This is a genomic window from Pseudarcicella hirudinis, from assembly GCF_900115665.1.
GTDB classification, from domain to species: Bacteria; Bacteroidota; Bacteroidia; order Cytophagales; family Spirosomataceae; genus Pseudarcicella; species Pseudarcicella hirudinis.
Genome location: NZ_FOXH01000005.1, coordinates 251,307 through 268,581, shown reverse-complemented (window position 1 = coordinate 268,581; position 17,275 = coordinate 251,307). Strand labels below are relative to the sequence as shown.

At 38.6% G+C, this 17,275-nt stretch carries 11 protein-coding genes; 4 read left to right on the top strand and 7 right to left on the bottom strand.

Annotated elements, in window-relative coordinates; all coding sequences use genetic code 11:
* Window positions 1-97: 97 nt before the first annotated feature.
* From BM179_RS11060 to BM179_RS11050, 3 genes are all read right to left on the bottom strand, one after another.
* Window positions 98-4,072, bottom strand: a complete 3,975-nt coding sequence (locus BM179_RS11060) for a T9SS type A sorting domain-containing protein (RefSeq protein ID WP_092016724.1) — start codon at window positions 4,070-4,072, stop codon at window positions 98-100.
* Between the two features lie 244 nt (window positions 4,073-4,316).
* Window positions 4,317-5,387, bottom strand: coding sequence for a M42 family metallopeptidase (locus BM179_RS11055; RefSeq protein WP_092016722.1), 1,071 nt, complete (start codon window positions 5,385-5,387; stop codon window positions 4,317-4,319).
* Window positions 5,388-5,570: 183 nt separating this feature from the next.
* Window positions 5,571-7,127: an acyl-CoA carboxylase subunit beta gene (locus BM179_RS11050; protein ID WP_092016720.1), complete on the bottom strand. Its 1,557-nt coding sequence runs from the start codon at window positions 7,125-7,127 to the stop codon at window positions 5,571-5,573.
* 276 nt (window positions 7,128-7,403) lie between these two features.
* Here BM179_RS11050 and porQ point away from each other — a divergent pair, with 276 nt between their 5' ends.
* Complete coding sequence (gene porQ / locus BM179_RS11045; RefSeq protein WP_143095204.1) at window positions 7,404-8,459, top strand: type IX secretion system protein PorQ; 1,056 nt, start codon at window positions 7,404-7,406, stop codon at window positions 8,457-8,459.
* 79 nt (window positions 8,460-8,538) lie between these two features.
* On the top strand, window positions 8,539-9,948 hold the full coding sequence (gene hslU, locus BM179_RS11040) for an ATP-dependent protease ATPase subunit HslU (RefSeq protein ID WP_092016716.1): 1,410 nt from the start codon (window positions 8,539-8,541) through the stop codon (window positions 9,946-9,948).
* An 80-nt stretch (window positions 9,949-10,028) separates the two neighbouring features.
* Here the strand turns inward: hslU and BM179_RS11035 are convergent, their stop codons facing one another.
* Window positions 10,029-11,603 (bottom strand): DUF5723 family protein, encoded by a 1,575-nt coding sequence (locus tag BM179_RS11035; RefSeq protein ID WP_092016714.1) that lies wholly within the window; start codon window positions 11,601-11,603, stop codon window positions 10,029-10,031.
* A gap of 464 nt (window positions 11,604-12,067) precedes the next feature.
* Between BM179_RS11035 and pfkA the strand changes: the two genes are divergently transcribed.
* Window positions 12,068-13,042, top strand: a complete 975-nt coding sequence (gene pfkA, locus BM179_RS11030; protein WP_092016712.1) for a 6-phosphofructokinase — start codon at window positions 12,068-12,070, stop codon at window positions 13,040-13,042.
* A gap of 30 nt (window positions 13,043-13,072) precedes the next feature.
* Here pfkA and BM179_RS11025 read toward each other — a convergent pair whose 3' ends face one another.
* Complete coding sequence (locus BM179_RS11025; RefSeq protein ID WP_218159204.1) at window positions 13,073-13,813, bottom strand: YdcF family protein; 741 nt, start codon at window positions 13,811-13,813, stop codon at window positions 13,073-13,075.
* A gap of 143 nt (window positions 13,814-13,956) precedes the next feature.
* Between BM179_RS11025 and BM179_RS11020 the strand changes: the two genes are divergently transcribed.
* A complete protein-coding gene (locus BM179_RS11020; protein ID WP_092016708.1) occupies window positions 13,957-15,444 on the top strand; it encodes a TlpA family protein disulfide reductase in 1,488 nt (495 codons plus the stop codon).
* A gap of 52 nt (window positions 15,445-15,496) precedes the next feature.
* Here the strand turns inward: BM179_RS11020 and BM179_RS11015 are convergent, their stop codons facing one another.
* Together BM179_RS11015 and BM179_RS11010 are read right to left on the bottom strand one after the other, a co-directional pair.
* Window positions 15,497-16,396 (bottom strand): DUF58 domain-containing protein, encoded by a 900-nt coding sequence (locus BM179_RS11015; protein ID WP_092016706.1) that lies wholly within the window; start codon window positions 16,394-16,396, stop codon window positions 15,497-15,499.
* A gap of 128 nt (window positions 16,397-16,524) precedes the next feature.
* A complete protein-coding gene (locus tag BM179_RS11010) occupies window positions 16,525-17,124 on the bottom strand; it encodes a septal ring lytic transglycosylase RlpA family protein (RefSeq protein ID WP_092016704.1) in 600 nt (199 codons plus the stop codon).
* Between the last annotated feature and the right edge of the window lie 151 nt (window positions 17,125-17,275).

The following is a 17,275-nucleotide window of genomic DNA, read 5'->3' as shown; positions in this document are numbered from 1 at the left end:
GAGTAATTATTTTATAAATGTACAGATACAAAATTAAAGGATTAAGCAAAAACAAGGGTGTTTTAAAAATCAAAACATCCTTGTTTTACCGATAATTTTACTCCAGTCTGACCTTCCCTGTGGTCTTTTTATCTTTTTGCTGGATAATAAAGAAATAAGTACCTCTGGCTAAGTTTCTGACCGGAATGGTGGTTTGTCTGAGGAAGATTTGGGTGCTGATTTCTTTGCCCGTAGCATCGTAAAGCTGAATAGTTGCTTCACCTTCCAGACCTGTTACAATCTGAATTTTGTCACTTGCCGGGTTAGGATAAACCTTGAAATCGGAATTAGATTCCTGCTCGTTGGCCAGCGCTGTTTCGATTTTCAATTCAGTCTGTGCATTGGCTTTACATCCGTTTGCATCGGTGACATTCACTACATAGGTTCCTGCATGGATACTTTTGCTGATCCGTTTTATGATTGGGTTTTGTTCAGCAGAAGAATAATTTCCCGGGCCTGACCATGAGTAGGACGTACCTCCTGAAGCCAGAAGTTGCACATCCAACCCCTCATATACCACGCTTGAAACAGAAGCTGTTGCATTTGGATTGGGATTCACTACCACATTGGCTGTGCCGGTATTTCTACACCCGTTTGTTCCTGTAACTGTAACAAGATAAGCCCCTGCATAACTGGGATTTATATTGGAAAATGCAGGATTTTGAAGGGAGGAAGTAAAGGCATTTGGCCCTTTCCAAAGGTAACTATCACCACCCGTTGCCCCGATTGAAATATTAGCTCCAATACATCCCGCAGCTCCGGTTGTTGTCACAGAAGGAGTGGCAAGGATATTGATTTCTAAGGAATCTTTGGATAAAACTTTAGGAGAGGATCCTTCGAGTCTGAGGTAATATTTGCCTGCGGATAAAGAGTTTGGCAATGAGAAACTCAAGTCTTTTCCTTGCCCAGCTATATTTAAAGAAGTGGAGCTTGCAGCGGCATATAAATAGGCTTTAAATTGATTACTTATATCAAACTCACCCGAGATTTTTGTACCAACTTTGAGGGTATCTCCCGGACAATTCTGAGCTTTCCCGAGGTTATTGAGTGTCAAGGCCGGTAAAACGGTTATCGCTAAATTAACCGGAGCACTCATACATCCATCTTCATAACAACGGGCAGTATAAGTAGTGCTGAGGGCAGGAGTAATGTCTAGCTTATTATTCCCAGGTGTTACTGGTTTAGAAACAGACTCCTTGTTGTTTTTCCAGTTCCATACGACATTGGTACAGCCTTTTGCAGTGATAGAACTGCTTTGTCCCAGTTCTATAGCAGAAGCTGTTGCAGAGAGTTCGGGTTTGGCAAGAGATCCGTCGCAAGGATCAAAACGGATCAGGCCGTAATAGAAATTATTAAACCATAATTTCCCGGAATTGTCAATGGTTAGTTCTCCGATTCCTGAATTTTCATAACCATTGATATTCAGAGGTGATGAGCCCAGGTTTTTCCATTTTGTACCGTCATATTTCAGTACCCGACCCAGATCCAGGACGTAAATATTGTCGTAACTATCAATTCCTAGTTCTATGGGGTTGTAAATCAGAGGATTATTAATGCCTACGTCTTGCCAGGAATTACCATCTGATTTTATCACCCTATATTTCCCGATAGAATTATTATAGATTAATGCCCAGAAATTACCTTTTGAATCTACGCCTGAATCGATAGTAGAAGCCCCTTGTTCCAGTACTTTAACATTGTCACTGTTGAATATAACTGAGGTTTTATTGCTTAGGTCGCAACGCCAGTATTCATTCTTTTGAGTGGTATAGTTATATGCCGGAACCCAGGCATATTTTTCATTCCATTTTGGGGGATAAAAGTAGCGTGACTGGTTATTTTCAAATGTAAAAAGTGAAGTAAATCCACCGTTTTCAAGTCGGTATAACGTTCTCGAATTTCCGGAATTACTGGAAATAAGCTTATTTTTCATATCAATGAGTTCCGGAACCGGATCATTGGCTTTCGTCAATTCCAACACCGAAACAGGATTGCCTGTTTGCTGATTAATCTGAGAAATTGCATAGGTTGACCTTGGAAATACCCCGTTAAATGAAATTCGTTTACTGATGGTATTGGAAGTCCATACCGAATTATCACTTTCCACCGCACTGATTCCGGTGGTTGTATTTCCAAGTATTCCATTCGTGTTATAACAATCAAAAGTCCTGATTTTCAGACTATCCGTATCTAATCTTACTAATCCCTGATTGTTCTGTAAGAAAAGACTTCCTGTGCCAACAGTAAGGGATTTAATATCACGCCCTAAAGCCGGATAATTATCACTATTAATGAATGACCACTGACCGGAGATTTTAGTAGTACCGGTTGTGAATTTTTTACTTATTTTAAAGGCCGGTTCATTTGGCATACCTCTTAAGTATCCATCTTTAGGATCATAAATTTCCTCCGCTTTTAAAAAATAAGTTGTATTGGGAGAAAGGTTTTCGGCCAGGCAGGTATAGTTTCTGGAAAGATAGTTTCCAGGAGAAAATGATTTAGAAAGAACCGGGTCTGAAAAATCTTCATGAGATGATATGGTAAACCGAACAGTTGCTCCTCCGTTTATATTATTCCCATAGTATCCGATAGGAAATGTAAGAGGTAAATTTGTTCCATCCAAAGGAAGTGAAAGGGCAAAACTGCTATAGCTCATCCACATTGTATTTACTTCGGACCATGCGCTTTTTCTGCTGCCGTTTAATGCCCGGACTCTCCAGTAAAGCTGAAGATCATTTTGAGATCTGAAAGTGAAAGTGTTTGACTGAATCGTTTGGGTTTGTAATGGTTTTGTGAAAAACGGATCATAATACGAGGAAACCTGTATTTCATATGAAGTGGCAGAACCAACCGGATTAAATTTTAAGGTAATATCACTTGTTTGAAGGAGATTAGTGGCATTGTTTAATGGAGAAGTGAGAACCGGAGGTAACAAGTCGGAATCCTGAATACGAATTGAACTGATATTTGACCAGGGGGTTTCTCCCAGGCTATTAATGGCTTTTACCCTGAAATAGTATTGATTGTTATTCTTAAAAACTTTGCAGTTATAAGCACTGACAGATGATGTGTCTGAAAGTATTTTAGTACTGAAATCTGCGGTTTGGGAAATTTCGATAAAATATTTGTCAGCAGAAGGAGAGGCTTCCCAGTTGAGGATGGTATTGTTTTCAAAAGTTGTATTGAGTGGTAAAACAGGAGCCTGATCTAAAGCGGTTATTTTTTTTAAGTTTGTCTGAGCATGGTTATACATCAGAGCCTGACATAGCGGATGAAATGTAGATTTTATACCGCTGCAATAGCTCATAATAGTTCCTCTGGCTATTTCGAGAGATTTTTCATAACAGTCAGATTCAGCAGGATAACAATAGTCGATCACGCCTCCCGGCCATGAACAGCTTTGGGTATGCGGAGAGCCAAAATTGTGACCCATTTCATGTGCCAAAGTAGCTAAACCTCTTGAATCACCGTTGAATCCCCAGGGAATAAGACTTTGTTTTCCATTAAGATATGCCACTCCGCCAGCTCCGTAAAATCCTTTGCTGACCATATAAATTACTTTGTCATATTTCGGACTAAGTTTAACAAGCTCAGCGTCCGTATTCCATTTCGCAGCGAATTTATCAAGCAAGGTAAATATGTCATAGATTCCTTTGTAAGGATCATTTCCTGAATCTTTCCAGAAATGAACAAGGGTAACAACCAATTGGGTATTAATCTCTTTTTCGTAGATTTTTGACACAAATTCCACCTGTTTCATGGCTTCATATTTAATCAGGGTTGTATCTCCACCGAACTGGTTATACGTATCAGAATCTACTTCTATGGCTATTCTGCAGACATAACGTTCATTGGCGGAAACCCTTGAAGCATTGAGTTGTTTGAGCCAGATTGGTGCCATCTGCATTTGCCTGATCGTTTCAGGAGATAATTTGGAGTCATCCACACCGCATAAAAGTGCTTTTTTGCTTTCCTGCGCATAGGAGTACATCGAACTTATTAAAAGAAGTAGTGATAATAGAAGTTTTTTCATCAGCTAAAGGGTTAGAAAAGGGTGCTTAACTTAAATGTTTTTATTTCAATTAAATATCTGAAAAAAATGCGGAACACATGATATTGTTTTATTATACGGAGAGGAATCTGCTTTATACAGATTGAGTTTACATTTATAAAAAAATCCCTGAAACTTAGTGCTTTTGTGCTTGGCAACCTCGTATCAGGGATAAATTTGAATGACAGGATTTCCCTGATTCTTTAAACGTAGTACAACTTTTATACTACTTGATATATCTGAAATCCTCGTTTCCTTTTAGATTTAACAAAGATTCATAAATCAGCTTGATGACTTGCTGAACATCTTCCTTCGCTACAGTTTCTACTGTAGTGTGCATATATTTCAAAGGTAGTGAGATGAGAGAAGAAGCAACTCCTTCTGTAGCATAGGCGAATGAATCTGTATCCGTTCCGGTTGAACGGGAAACCGCCTGACGCTGAAACGCTATTTCATTTTTTTCTGCCACCTCAATAATGAAATCTCTTACATTATTCTGCACTGCTGGGCCATAACAAATTACTGGTCCTCCGCCACATTTCAGATCTCCCTGTTCTTTCTTATTGTACATCGGTGACTGAGTATCATGAGTTACATCGGTAACAATGGCAACATCAGGTTTCAATCTTCTTACAATCATTTCAGCACCTCTCAGTCCGATTTCTTCCTGAACCGCATTTACGACATAAAGAGTATATGGCAAATGAATATTGTTTTCTTTCAGTAACCTGGCTACCTCAGCAATCATGAAGCCTCCCATTCTGTTATCAAGGGCACGACCTACATAATAACGGCCATTTAATTCTGTCAGACCATCTTCAAATGTCACAACCGTTCCGACATGAATTCCCATGTCTTCAATTTCTTTTTTATTGGCAGCACCGCAGTCGATGAAAATATCAGTAACCGCCGGAGCTTTATCTTTAGCGGCATCGCGAACGTGAATAGCCGGCCATCCGAAAACACCCTTTACTACGCCGTTTTTTGTATGAATATTGGCACGCATAGAAGGGGCAATTAGAGCATCAGACCCTCCATTCCTGCGAAGGAACAAATAACCGTTATCATCAATATAGTTTACAAACCAGGCAATCTCATCAGCATGTGCTTCAATTACTACTTTATATGGCTGATTCGGATTAATTACCCCGACTGCTGTTCCGTACACATCAACAATTTGTTCATCAATATATGGCCTGATATAATCCAGCCATAATTGTTGTCCGGATACTTCAAAACCTGTCGGAGAGGCATTATTTAAATATTCGTAAAGAAATTTGCTACTTTTTTCGTTCATAATTCAAAACTTTATTTTCTATTAATTCAATATGATACAAAGTTAAATGTACAGACGGATTTTAATCTTCCGCGCTTCATTTATTTAAATTTGTATGCTTTAAAAACTCAGGGAATATCTTAAAAGTTCTTCAAAATGCCAAGAACGGATTCTCTCATTTCTGTATAAAAAATTCCGGAAAGGCTAAAGCGGGATATTTCCGTGTTTCTTTTTGGGAAGCGAAGCTACTTTGTTTTCCAGCATTTTAAAGGCTTTAATTAATTTCTGACGGGTTTCTGAAGGTTTTATAACTTCATCGATATATCCTCTGTGTGCTGCCCGGAAAGGATTCGCAAATTTGTCGGTGTATTCCTCAACCTTTTCGGCAAGTTTCTCTTCTTTATTATCAGATTCGGCAATTTCTTTCTTGAAAATAATCTCGGCGGCGCCTTTTGCACCCATTACAGCAATTTCTGCAGTTGGCCAGGCATAATTCATATCCGCTCCGATATGCTTGGAATTCATCACATCATAAGCACCACCATAGGCTTTTCTGGTAATTACGGTAATTCTTGGAACTGTCGCTTCGCAAAATGCGTACAATAATTTAGCTCCGTGAGTAATGATTCCGCCCCATTCCTGGTTGGTTCCCGGCATAAAACCCGGAACATCTTCCAGAACCAGTAATGGAATATTGAAACAATCACAAAATCTGACAAATCTTGCCGCTTTCTGACTGGCATGAATATCTAGTACTCCGGCCATAACAGCCGGCTGATTTGCTATAATTCCGATACTTCTTCCGGCAATTCTGGCAAAACCCACTACAATGTTTTCAGCATAATTCTGATGAACTTCGAAGAATGATTCCGGATCTGCTAACTGCTCAATAACCTCCTTGATATCATAAGGTTGATTCGGATTTTCAGGGATGATTTCATCAAGACCTTTACGCAGCTCATTTCCCGGTTCATAAATCTGAAAGGGTGCATCTTCTTCACAATTCTGAGGAATGTATGATAAGAGTTTTTTAATATTATTCAGACAAATTACTTCATTTGCACAAGAAAAATGAGTAACACCGGATTTGGTGGAATGTGTAGAGGCTCCCCCTAATTCCTCCGAAGTTACCACTTCATGCGTAACGGTTTTCACAACATTTGGCCCGGTAACAAACATGTAGCTGGTATTCTCTACCATTAAAATAAAATCAGTAATAGCAGGTGAATAAACAGCTCCTCCGGCGCAAGGTCCCATCACCGCTGATATCTGCGGAATCACCCCTGAGGCAAGAGTATTTTTGTAGAAAATGTCTGCATAACCTGCCAGAGACATGACGCCTTCCTGGATTCTGGCACCGCCTGAATCATTCAGCCCGATGACCGGTGCACCGTTTTTCATGGCCAAATCCATTATTTTACAGATTTTTTCGGCATGGGTTTCAGATAAAGCTCCTCCGAAAACAGTAAAATCCTGGGCATAAACATAAATAAGTCTGCCATGAACCGTTCCATAACCTGTAACTACTCCGTCGCCCAGGTAATATTCCTTGTCCAGTCCGAAATCCTTGCAACGGTGCATTACGAATTTGCCTATTTCTTCAAAACTATCTTCATCCAGTAAAAGACTGATTCTCTCTCTTGCAGTGAGTTTACCTTTTTGATGCTGAGCCTCAATCCGTTTTTCTCCGCCACCTAATAGCGCTTCCGCATTTTTTCTTTCCAAAACCTCAAATTTCGACTGATTTGTATTTACCTTCATGGTTTATTTTCTGGCGATTTAGTTCAGAAATTCTTTTGAATCCGCAGGAACTGATTTGTTGAATGATAAATTATTATGGCAAAGCCCGATATCTGACGACTTCAAACGATCATCTCTGCTAACCAAAGATATATTGCAAAGATTATAAAACCTGTAAAATTGATATATATTCTTCGAAATCGTATATTTTAAAATAAAACAATAAATCGCACCCGGAATTTTCGTTCAATTATTTCGTTTACCTGAAAAGGAATAATTTTGAGCAGGAGCCAAAAAATGTCCGGACAAATCAGCGTAATAATGTCATTCAAAAATATAGTTTTAATATTTCTACTCTCATACTTGTTTGTAAACAAATCCCGGGGACAGATTGGCGGAGGCGAGAGCTTCTCTTTTCTGAATATTCCTTCCAGTCCCAAAACGATGGCACTTGGGGGGATGAATATCTCTCTTACCGGAAAAGATGTAAATTCCATATTTAATAATCCTGCCCAGCTGGATTCTTCAGAACATAATACGATGGGGATCAACTTCATTCCGTATTTTGCAGGTATCAAATATTCAACATTATCATATGCCAGAACGATCGGAAATGGGGTTTGGGGAGCTGGTATTCAATATGTTAATTATGGGGATTTTCAGCAAACGGATGCCAGTGGCAATGTATCCGGAAATTTTCTGGCCAATGACTTTGCTGTTTTAGTAAGCCATTCCAGAAAACAGGGAAACATTACTTTTGGCGGAAATCTCAAATTCGTCGGCTCGACCATCGAAGCTTATTCTTCTTATGCGGTTATGATGGATTTTGGAGGTGTTTTCAAACATCCTGACCTTGATATCAGCTATGCGTTTGCCATCAGAAATATCGGGCTGAGAATTAAAAGTTATACCAACTCAACCGGGGCTGATTTACCGGTTGATGTACAAATGGGGATGAGTTTTAAGCCAATGTATATGCCAGTCAGATTTTCACTGACGGCTCATCATCTTCAGAAATTTAACATTACTTACAGTGATCCGACAATTGTGGAGAGAGACCTGAACGGTAATGTTATTCCTTCTTCGGCTTCTTTCACTGATAAACTGGCCAGGCATCTGGTTTTCGGGGCAGAATTTCTGTTAAGCCGGAATTTTAATCTTATGTTAGGTTATAACCATTTAATGAGGCAGGAATTATCTCAGAAAAATATAGGAGGTTTCTCCGGTTTTTCAGTTGGATTCATGGTTAAAACAAAAGTTTTTGACTTTTCTTATTCATATTCGGGATACAGCCCTGCTGGAAATCTAAATAGTTTTGGTTTAGTTTGTGACCTCAAAAGAATAATTCGATAAAATTTACAGATATTCCCGGCGATTTAATTAAAATTCTTTTCAGGATTTGAGTGTTATAGCTGAGAAACCCTTAAAAACAATGGTAAAACTAGATTATCTAACCCCGCGGCAGATTGTTGAAGAACTCGACAAATATATTATTGGTCAGAGTGATGCTAAAAAAAATGTAGCAATAGCCTTAAGAAACCGTTGGAGGAGAATGAATGCCCCTGCTGAAATGCAGAAAGAAATAACGCCTAACAATATTTTGATGATTGGCTCAACAGGTGTAGGGAAAACGGAAATAGCCAGGCGTCTGGCTAAAATCGCCGATGCCCCTTTTACCAAAGTTGAAGCCTCAAAGTTTACAGAAGTCGGATATGTAGGCAGAGATGTTGAATCTATGGTGAGAGACCTTGTTGAACAGTCTGTTCACATGGTGCAGGCGCAAAAAAAGGAACAAGTGAAGGAAAGAGCCATTCAGGCAGTAGAAGATGTTATTCTTGATGCACTTATTCCTGCAATTAATCCGACAACTCATCACCAGAAAGAGAGTAAAATCAAGGGATTTACCGGTGGAGATAATGCTGAAGAACCAATGCCGGATACTGATGAAGCATTGAATGAGAGAACCCGTGAACTTTTTCGCCTGAAAATCCGGAACGGAGAACTTGACCAGCGAAAAATTGATATTGACGTTCAGGCCAGCAATGCTCCCAATATCGGTGTGATGGGCGGCCCGATGGATGAGATGTCGATGATGAATCTCCAGGAAATGATTGGGGGAATGATGCCTAAAAAGAATAAAAAGCGTAAAGTGACCATTGCTGAAGCAAAGAAGATTTTGCTGGAGGAGGAAGCCCAGAAACTGGTTGACATGGATGAGGTGAAGGAAGAAGCTATCAGAAAGGCCGAAAACCTTGGTATCATCTTTATCGATGAAATAGATAAAATTGCCTCAAATAAGAGCGGAAGCGGCCCTGATGTAAGCCGGGAAGGTGTGCAGCGTGATTTACTTCCTATTGTTGAGGGATCAACGGTTAATACGAAATATGGTGTGATTAATACGGATCATATCCTGTTTATAGCTGCCGGAGCATTTCATGTGGCAAAACCTTCGGATCTGATTCCTGAATTACAGGGTAGATTTCCGATCAGAGTAGAACTGCAAAGCCTGGTTGAAGCTGATTTTTACAGGATTCTGAAAGAACCTAAAAGTGCATTGACGAAACAATATGTGGCTTTACTGGCTTCCGAAGGAGTGGAATTAAGCTTTAATGATGATGCCTTGCTGGAGATGGCAAGTATTGCTTTTGCAGTAAATGCCGAAGTTGAAAATATCGGAGCCCGTCGTTTGCAGACTGTTATAAGTCATTTACTGAATGATTTAATGTTTGACATTCCGGATGTAATTACCCCCAATGCCAAAGTGCTGATTACCAAAGAGCTGGTAAAAGAAAGGCTGGGAGGTTTAGTGAAGAACAGAGATCTTAGCCAGTATATTCTTTGACCTGGAAATCATAACTATAAAAACAAAACGGGCAGTCGGATAAGTAATATTCCGGCTGCCCGTTTCGATTGTCAGACTGTCTAATATTTTCTTTTTTTCCAGAACATTAACCGATCTTTCAGCGGTCTTTTCTCTGGTATTTCATACCAGCAGGCATTTGGCAGAGATGGCGGTTTTCTGAAAACCGGTACAAAAACACCGAAATAAAAATCCAGTCCTCTTGGTTTTCCAATACTTAACAATCCGGGAAGGTTGTCTGAACCCATAAAAACAGGTCCAGCCCTGCCTGCAAGTCCCATCGTAAAAATGTTGTAATTATCCAGTAAACTAATAGGTACAGCAATTTCGTACCATTTATGTTCCATCCTTGGAGTTACTGAGAAAGAAGAAGGTACGGTCATTCCGATCGACTGGCTTTTTCTCAGGCTTTGAGACCACATGGTATTAACATAATATTTACCCCGGATATGGTAATCAAAATTTACCTGTAAAGTAGTAGGAAGCGATGAACTGAATTTGATTTCCCGGTTGTTTAATCCCAGTGAATTGTTGATTCTTTGGAAAGCATCATTATAGCCGTTCAAATCCTGGAAATTCTGATAGGTAAGTAAACGGTTGGTCTGATTCATTTCAAAATGATAGTTCAGATCACCGTTATTATACCTTACACTTCCGAAATCCAGTAAGGAAACGCCTAGCTTAAATTCATATTTATTCTGAGTCGGATCTAAAGTTGCCGTACCGCTGCTGCGCCGTATATATTTCTTATAGTCGGGTCTGTATTCATAAACAAAACCCAGATCCAAACCAAAGCCTGAACCAGCCGGAAGACCTCCTAAAGCCCACTGCGGGTCTATTTTAGCATTTTTGAAAGACTCATCCATGGTATATCCGTAACTTCCCTGAATAGAATTAATCTGAATATTATTTCTGTTTGGATCCTTATTGTCCCTTACAATTTCGTAGTTTCCTTTATCGACAATGATGTGAACATTGTAAAGGCCAACTACTCTTTTTACCGTTACACCAAATTTAAAGAAGTTTTCTTCGTTATTCATCAGGACATGCCCGTAAGTAAGCCCCATTTCTGCATAAACATTTGCATTGAGTGCCGATTCACTGACATCAACCTTTTGCCCGATCAATCCCGGGCGGTTAGTACTTCTGGTAATCAGATCGGCCAGTGAGTTATTAATACCATTCAGATTGACGGCATATCTTAGTCTTGTATATGCTGCAATGGCGCTTTTATTGTTGATTGTATAAATGATAGAGGGACCTTTCGCATCACCGGTGGTGTTGCTATGATAAGGCGCTCCGTTAGAACTGGTTTCGATGTAACTGTCTTTGAAAATAATCTTTCCCTGTGCATTACGATATTGCGGGCCAACACTGTTTCTGATAAAACCAAGAAACGGAAAAGGGGCATTATAGCTGAAGTAATTATTCCCTTCAAATACATCATTTCCTGCAATATTAAGGAAAAGTTTATAACGTGAATCTACCACATTGGCAGGGTTGTTATGGACAGAATAAATACCTGCATAATTACTGCCCGATATACCGGCCCATTGTTGAGAAAATACACAATGAACAGATAAAATAAGGCAACAGGTAATTATAAATTTATTCAGGGGTAAGGAAAATGTAATCAATGGGTCAGTTTAAAAAAAGATCTCTATTTGTTTTTTGTGCTCCAAAATAGCCATAAAAACCCTAAAATTATCTAAATTCGATAAACAAAGTTTATTTACAGGCAATTTGTTTTACAAAGTTAGTTCTATAACGAATACCTTAAATATTTAGTTAAAAGTTTCTTCCATAATAAGTGAAATTTTTTACCTGAAGAATTATATAATGTTCTATTCCGAAAACCGGCGTTTTACATGGTTTAGGGGAAAATACATTTAAATAATTGTTATTTTTTTAGAAAAATCTTAGAAACGTCGTTTTTAAACAATAAATTTGTGGCCGAATACGAAAAAAGAGAATAATATTTTGCAAATATGTATAAATACTAATTTGAGACTAAGTTGTCTGTAAGGCGCTTAATTTTCTGATTTAGAAACCCATTATTTATACATAGGACTAACCAACATTATCTTAGATACTAAAATTTATGAAAAAAATTGCAGTTTATACTTCGGGAGGAGATGCACCAGGAATGAATGCCTGTATCAGAGCAATTGTACGAGGAGCGGTTTTTCATGGTGTGGAAGTTTATGGTATCATCCGGGGTTATAATGGCATGATTAAGGGTGATATCATCCCTCTTAATTCACAGTCAGTAAGTAACATTATTCAACGAGGCGGTACTGTATTGAAATCGGCGAGAAGTAAGGAGTTCATGACTCCGGAAGGCAGAAAAAAGGCTTATGATCAGTTAAAATCAAGAGGAATTGAAGGCCTGGTAGCAATTGGCGGAAACGGTACCTTTACGGGTGCTGAAATTTTTTATAACGAATATAAAATTCCTACCGTAGGAGCTCCGGGAACTATTGATAACGATTTGTACGGAACAGATTATACAATTGGTTATGATACCGCTGTAAATACTGCACTGGATGCCATTGATAAAATCCGCGATACGGCAGATTCTCATGACCGGGTATTTTTTATTGAAGTGATGGGTCGCGACTCAGGATATATTGCCATTCAGTGCGGTATAGCCGGAGGTGCAGAATCTGTTATGATTCCTGAAAACCTTTCTCCGGTAAGTGATGTAGTAAAAACCCTGAAGCAAGGTTTTTCGAGAGCTAAATCCTCTTCAATTGTTGTGGTAGCAGAAGGAGATGAAGAAGGAAATGCACAAAAGGTGGCTGCTAAAATTAAAAAGCAAATGGACGAAGAAGTTGATATCAGGGTAACAACACTGGGTCATATTCAACGTGGAGGTGCTCCAACTGCCTACGACCGTATTTTGGCGAGCCGTTTAGGATTAGGCGCATTGGAAGGTTTATTAAGAGGTGAAAAGAATGTAATGGCGGGTGTGGTAAACAACAGATTGGTTTATACTCCCTTCCATGATACAATCACCAAGAAAAAACCTGTAGCAGATGATTTGCTGAGAATGGTACATATTTTATCTGTATAGAATTTTAAGGGGCTGATTTTCAGCCCCTTTTTATATGTATCCTATAATTTTATAAACCGTATAACCGATTAACTCTCTTATCAGAAAGTAGGAGAGGAAGAGAGATTTTTCATGAGGTATCAATAATGTACCCGGATTAAAATTTCTTATTTCCGATCTGAAATCTGTGCTGAAGGGTTGTACCTCAATACCGGCTTTCTGAAAACATCCTACCGCCCTTCTCATATGGAATGCGGAGGTAAATAAAAGTATTTTCCCGCTGTTTTGATAGGTTTTGAGTATTTTTTGTGAATTTAAGGCATTCTCTCTTGTATTCCTTGAATGTAACTCTAATACTATATCTTCCTTTCGAACCCCCAGCTCTATCAGCAATTGGGCTACCTTCCTGGATTCATCACTTACATCAGTAGAATATCCGTTGATAGAAACGGAACCACCGGATATCAATAACTTCCTGATTTTCCCTTGCTTGTAAAGCCTGAGCGGCTGGATGAATCGGTCGGAAGTCTCTGAAGCAAATATCTGATCAGCATCTGCTGTTTTATTTTGTATAAGACCACCGCCCAAAATTACCCCGAACTCAAAAGTACCTGTTATTTCATGCGGAGCAACAGGGGGAATTTCCCAGGCCAGAAGGGCTTCATTGACCAAGGAGCCATTTGAAAATAAAAGAATCAGAAAAATGCCTGATTTAAGGCTTCGGGCCTTATGTCTGGCATTTTTTGTCCATAATCCATATGCGAAGCAGCAAAAGATTAAAGACAAAGGCATGAGAAACAAAAACAAGATTTTAGAGAAAATAAAAAACATCGTATTTTTGAAGAAAAATTGTTAATAAAAAGTTAAAATTAGTCAGGGAATAAAATTAATGCCCTGTTACGCCTAACTTTAATTAAAAATAAACCAATTTGAATATGCAAAGGCATTTTAAAAAATCGCTTACTCTTTTATTACTAGTAATTTCTGCTTCGGTTTTTGCCCAATCTACACAAAAAAGCACAGGGGTTGAAGGCTTTTCCATTCAGGGGAAAATCAAAGGACTAAAAGACACCGTTTCAATTTTAGCCCATTACCTCGGATTTAATCAGCAGGTAGTTAAGGACACTGCCAAAATTGACGGAGAAGGAAACCTTCATTTTAAAGGAACAAAATCTCTTCCGGAAGGACTTTATCTGATTTCTTTACCGAAAGGAAGATATATTGATTTTGTGATCGGTAACCAGAACTTCAGTTTTGAAACAGATACTGCCAATTACGTAAAACATATGAAAATAAAAGGTTCAAAAGAAAATGAAATCTTTTATACCTTTCAGCAGGATATGAATAAGCGTTTTGACGAATTGAGAGCCTTGAATGCGGAGAAAAAAGCCAAAGGAGGGAAAGAAGTTGAAGCTAAAATCAAGAAACTACAGGAGGAGCTTGCCTTGTTTCAAAAAGATTGGCTGGTTAAAAATCATGATACTTTTGCCGCAAAATTAATAAAAGCCTCTCAGGACCCTGAAATTCCACCATACGGGAAGCCTTTGCTGACAAAAGCAGACAGTTCAGCTTTCTACAATTATCAGTTCGGTTATTATAAATCTCATTTTTGGGATAATATTGACCTGAATGATGAGCGAATGATGAAAACCCCTTTTTTACAGAAAAAAATTGAAAGATATTTCGAGGATTTAACTGTCCAGACCTCTGATTCAATTGCAATGGAAGCCGATAAATTACTGGCAAAAACCAAAGCCCGTGATATCCGCAGGTATATTGTTTACAAACTGGCAAGTTCTTATGAAACACCTAAAATCGTTGGTACTGACGGAGCTTTCGTTCATATGGCAGAAAAATATTATATCGGTGAGCCGGAAATGTGGGATACCAGTACCGTTCGTCGTATGAAAGAAAGGGTGAAAGTTTTAAAACCGCTATTGGTCGGAAAGCGTCTTCCTGAAATATATTGTACGGATACATTGGGAAGAGAATTGCCCTTGTCGAGCGTAATTGCTGACTACACCGTTGTTTTCTTCTATGATCCTGAATGCGGACATTGCAGAGAAGCAGCGCCGAAATTAGTTAAAATGTTGCCTGAATTGAAGAAACGCGGAGTCAGAATCTATGCCGCTTCTATGGATCGTGATATTACAAAATGGAAAAAGTTTATCAATGAATTCAAAACCCAGGAGTTTGTTAATGTGATTGATGTTCATAAAAACCCTCAGACAGGGAAAGAAGAATATTATACAGATTTCAGAAATGTCTATGATGTGGTTACAACTCCGATGGTTTATGTATTAGACCGCAACAAGAAAATTTTAGGAAGTCATATTCCGGTAGATCAGATCGAAGGTTTGATCGATTTTTACAAAAGCCAGGAAGTAAGAGCAAAATCAGCAAACCCTAAATCTGGGAAATAACCGGCTGATGCAGGAACTGACGAAATAGGAGAAAAAGGGATCCCTTTTTCTCCTATTTCATTTTAGTCCTTTTCACCAGATAGGAGGATAAAATATGATCGAAACCCTCATTAATATCAGCTTCTACGAAATCTATTTTATACTGCCCGCATTTAAGTTTCAATTCATGGTAGAAGTTATTGATTGTTTCCTGATAAGCCGCTTTAACCTGTGAGGGATTCAGTCTGACCTTTTCATTGCTTTCCAGGTCGATAAATTCATAAGGTCTCTCATCAAAAGCAAATTCCGATTCGGTCTTTTTATCTGTTACATGAAAAATAACCACTTCATGTAAATTATGCTTCAGGTGCTGTAATGCTGAAAAAAGAGTTTCGGACTCCAGGATATTGTCGAACATGTCACTGAAAATAATCACCAGAGATCTTTTGTGAATTTTTTCAGCAATTTCGTGAATCACATCTGACACACCAGTCTTACGATTTGGTTTTGGTTTATGTAAGAGGTTATCCAGATCCAGAAAAATCTTATGAATGTGAGAGGGTGTAGATTTGGTAGGCGTCTGCAGCTCAATTTCATTGGAAAAAGTCGTCAGGCTGACTGCATCTTTTTGTTTCTGAACCATATGGGCAATGGCTGCTGCTGCCATTACCGAAAAAGTGATTTTCCCCTGATTTTTTTCCGGATAATACATTGAAGAGGAAGTATCAATTAAAAGATGGCATCTTAAATTGGTCTCTTCTTCATATCTTTTTGTAAAAAGCTTTTCAGATTTGGCAAAAACTTTCCAGTCGATATGTCTTGTACTTTCACCGGTATTATAGAGACGATGTTCGGCAAATTCAACTGAAAAGCCATGAAAAGGAGATTTATGAAGCCCTGTTATAAAGCCTTCCACCATTTGGCGGGCCAGAAATTCAATATTGCCGTACTCTCTGATTTTTGCTAAATCCATATATTAAAAAGAAGATAATGTCACTGTAAGCTAGTAAAAACTGTGCCTGAAACAGGGTTTGGGCAGAAAACTTTTCCAAAATAAACAAAAAGCCCCAATTACTGAAACGTAATTGGGGCTGCTTTATGTTATTTTCTCTTTTTATGACGCTTTTTGGATCGATGAATCTTTGCTCTGTAGGACATGATTTTTAAGCGTTTCCTCTTTAAATACGGATACTTCCGATGTTGCCAGTGTTTTCTTAACCGGTAGTGTTTTCGATATCGAAGCCGTGTTTTCTGATAAAACTTCGGTATAAATTTCGGAGGAGAATCCAGGGTTAAGGAATCGAAGGCTTCCAGCATGATATCACCGTCGAAGCCGACAATCTTAATTTTTACTTTCGTTAAACCATCATTTTTCATTTTGAGCCACCTCGCTGCATTTTCGGTAAGGTCAATTTCGCGGCCGGGTTTATAAGGGCCTCTGTCGTTGACTCTTACAATTACGAAACGCTTATTTTTCATATTCGTAACCTCTACCATGGTATTAAATGGTAAGGTCATATGAGCTGCAGAATACGAATTTCTGTAAAGCATTTCGCCTGTTGAGGTAGGCTTATCGTATAAAAATTTGGAATAAAACGAAGCAATCCCATAGAACTCATCACCTAATTTTTGTGAGTGAGCTGCCTGAGCAAACCCAAACACAAGCGGGATGATTACTATCCCGATTCTGAAAAATTTCATATTAGGTAAATATTTTTTGGAAAAGCCCGATTAATAATCAAGCATTAACAGAATAATATGTAAGCATAAAGAAAAATGAAGTAATTCGCTAGAAAACATTCATTTAGAGATATCTGTCTTACAAATGAAAAAAAAGAACTTCCAGTGGTTT